Annotated in this window: 3 protein-coding genes; all 3 read right to left on the reverse strand. The window is 45.6% G+C overall.

Annotated elements, in window-relative coordinates:
• A partial coding sequence (locus H6A27_RS14065; protein ID WP_204509136.1) for a GDP-mannose 4,6-dehydratase occupies positions 1-520 on the reverse strand: 520 nt, incomplete at its 3' end.
• Positions 521-574: 54 nt separating this feature from the next.
• Positions 575-1516, reverse strand: a complete 942-nt coding sequence (locus H6A27_RS14070) for a GDP-L-fucose synthase family protein (RefSeq protein ID WP_204509137.1) — start codon at positions 1514-1516, stop codon at positions 575-577.
• 5 nt (positions 1517-1521) lie between these two features.
• Positions 1522-2781: a nucleotide sugar dehydrogenase gene (locus H6A27_RS14075; protein WP_204509138.1), complete on the reverse strand. Its 1260-nt coding sequence runs from the start codon at positions 2779-2781 to the stop codon at positions 1522-1524.
• Between the last annotated feature and the right edge of the window lie 176 nt (positions 2782-2957).

A 2957-nucleotide genomic window follows, 5' to 3' on the forward strand; every position in this document is an offset into this window, starting at 1 on the left:
AGAACATATTATAAGCCTCACGATACTCTTTTATTATCCAGAAACCGTACAGCTTCGCCACAGCGTAAGGCGAATACGGATGAAACGGAGTATTCTCATTCTGAGGCACCTCCTCCACCTTACCGTACAGTTCCGAAGTCGAAGCCTGATATATGCGGCAAGTATTCTCCAGATGGTTTGTACGCACAGCCTCCAGTATTCTCAACACCCCCACAGCATCCACATCAGCTGTAAATTCAGGAGCATCAAACGACACCTGCACATGGCTCTGTGCAGCCAGGTTATAAATCTCAGTAGGCTGCACCTTACCCACTAATTTCACGAGAGACATAGAATCGCTCATGTCAGCATAATGCAGATGGAAGTTAGGCACCCCCTCCAAATGAGCAATACGCTCACGGAAATCTACAGAGCTTCTGCGTATTATACCGTGTACTTCATAACCTTTATCCAATAAAAATTCACTCAGGTAACTGCCATCCTGACCAGTTACCCCCGTAATCAAAGCTATATTCTGCATATTAGTTTATGAGTTTTTAAGTTTTCGAGTTTGTTGATGTTTTTAAGTTTTTAGTTACCGTTCCGCCCTCATCGGATTATTCAGAAAATCCTCATAAGCCAGTCTGATGCCGTCCTCAAGCTCCGTCCTGTAAGTCCATCCCAAAGCTTTAGCCTTCGATACATCCAGCAGCTTGCGTGGCATTCCGTTCGGACGGGTGGTATCCCAGAGTATAGCCCCTTCATAACCTATTACCTTTGCCACAAGCTCCGTCAGACCTTTGATGGAAATCTCCTTGCCCGTACCCGCATTCACCGTCTCGTCCCCGCTATAGTTGTTCATCAGGAACACACACAGGTTTGCCAGGTCGTCCACATACAGGAACTCCCTCATCGGGCTACCGTCCCCCCAGCATGTCACCTCCTTTAGTCCTGCCACCTTAGCCTCGTGGAAACGTCTGATAAGCGCCGGCAGCACATGGCTATGTTCAGGGTGATAATTGTCATTCGGTCCGTACAGGTTTGTCGGCATCACGCTTATATAGTCCGTGCCGTACTGTTTGTTCAGATATTCGCAATATTTCAGTCCGCTTATTTTCGCCAGAGCATACGCCTCGTTCGTCTTTTCCAGCTCCGATGTCAGCAGACAACTCTCCGGCATTGGTTGTGGAGCCAAACGCGGATATATACAGCTTGAGCCAAGAAATTGCAGCTTCTTGCATCCGTTCTTCCATGCCGAGTGGATAACATTCATCTCCAGCGTCATGTTCTCATACATAAAGTCCGCCAGCGCCGTTTGGTTTGCAATAATCCCCCCAACTTTTGCCGCAGCCAGAAACACATATTCCGGCTTCTCCTCGGCGAAGAACTTCTCCACCTGTTCCTGTCTTGTCAGGTCCAGTTCCTTGTGTGTACGTGTAATGATGTTCGTGTATCCTTGTTTCTGCAATTCACGAACAATGGCAGAGCCAACCATTCCACGGTGCCCTGCCACATAAATCTTACTGTCTTTTTCCATTCAAATCAATCCCTTCTGAAAATATCTCTTGTATAAACCTTGTCCGTCACGTCATCCAGACATGCGTCATATCTGTTCGCTATTATTGCGTTACTCATACTCTTGAACTTATCCAGATTATTTACCACCTTAGAACCGAAGAAAGTAGTACCGTCTTCCAACGTAGGCTCGTAAATTATCACAGTAGCCCCTTTCGCCTTAACACGCTTCATCACACCCTGTATTGAGCTCTGGCGGAAGTTGTCACTGTTCGATTTCATTGTAAGCCTATACACACCCACGATACATTCCTTCTCTTCTGAAGAGTTAAAGTCCCCCCGATTGAAGTAATCATAATATCCCGCCATTTTCAGTACCCTGTCTGCTATGAAATCCTTTCTTGTACGATTCGATTCCACTATAGCCTCTATTAAGTTTTCCGGCACGTCCGCATAGTTGGCAAGCAGTTGCTTCGTGTCTTTCGGCAGACAATATCCACCATATCCGAACGATGGATTATTATAATGATCTCCTATTCTTGGGTCAAGACTCACACCCCGGATAATATCCTGAGTGTTCAGTCCCTTCATCTCCGCGTATGTATCCAGTTCGTTGAAGTACGAAACTCTAAGTGCCAGATAAGTGTTTGCAAACAGTTTCACCGCCTCTGTCTCCGTCAGTCCCATAAAAAGGACATCTATATCCTCCTTCAGAGCACCTTCCTTCAGTAGTCCTGCAAAAGTCTCTGCCGCCTTCTTCAGTTCCTCCGCATGATTCGAAACCTCCTCAGTCGGATAGCTCAGGATTATCCTGCTCGGATACAGATTGTCATACAGAGCCTTGCTCTCACGCAGGAACTCAGGTGCGAACAGCAGTTTCAGTTCCCTTCCATATTTTTTGTACAGACTTTGGCAGTACCCCACTGGGATAGTACTCTTTATTACCATAACAGCGTTAGGGTTCACTTCCATCACCAGGTCTATCACCTCTTCCACGTGAGAAGTGTCGAAATAGTTCTTCACCGAGTCATAGTTTGTAGGTGCCGCTATGACAACGAATTCAGCATCCCTGTAAGCCGAAGCTCCGTCTAAGGTAGCCGTCATGTTCAGTTCTTTTTCCGCAAAATACTTCTCTATATACTCATCTTGTATAGGGCTGATTCTATTGTTTATTTTCTCTACCTTTTCCGGTATCACGTCCACAGCTGTCACTTTGTGATACTGTGCCAGTAATGTTGCTATTGATAAGCCTACATAACCTGTTCCTGCTATTGCGATATTTTTCATATTTTCCTTCCATTTAAAATCCAAACAAAGTTGGATAATTCATTAATAATTAACTTTAGTTTTATACCTTTGTATCAGGATGTTAAGAGGAAGTAGGCTCTGCTGAGGAGCAACCTACCAGCAATAAGCATCCTGACGGTACGCAGTAATGCTACTTGGGGAGGCGGTCACACGCC

It is taken from the genome of Bacteroides caecigallinarum (genome assembly GCF_016902295.1).
Taxonomy (GTDB): Bacteria; Bacteroidota; Bacteroidia; order Bacteroidales; family Bacteroidaceae; genus Phocaeicola; species Phocaeicola caecigallinarum_A.

Coding starts and splice junctions, on each gene's coding strand:
- H6A27_RS14075 (WP_204509138.1), bottom strand. CDS start 2,781: ATGAAAAATATCGCAATAGCAGGAACAGGTTATGTAGGCTTATCAATA.
- H6A27_RS14070 (WP_204509137.1), bottom strand. CDS start 1,516: ATGGAAAAAGACAGTAAGATTTATGTGGCAGGGCACCGTGGAATGGTT.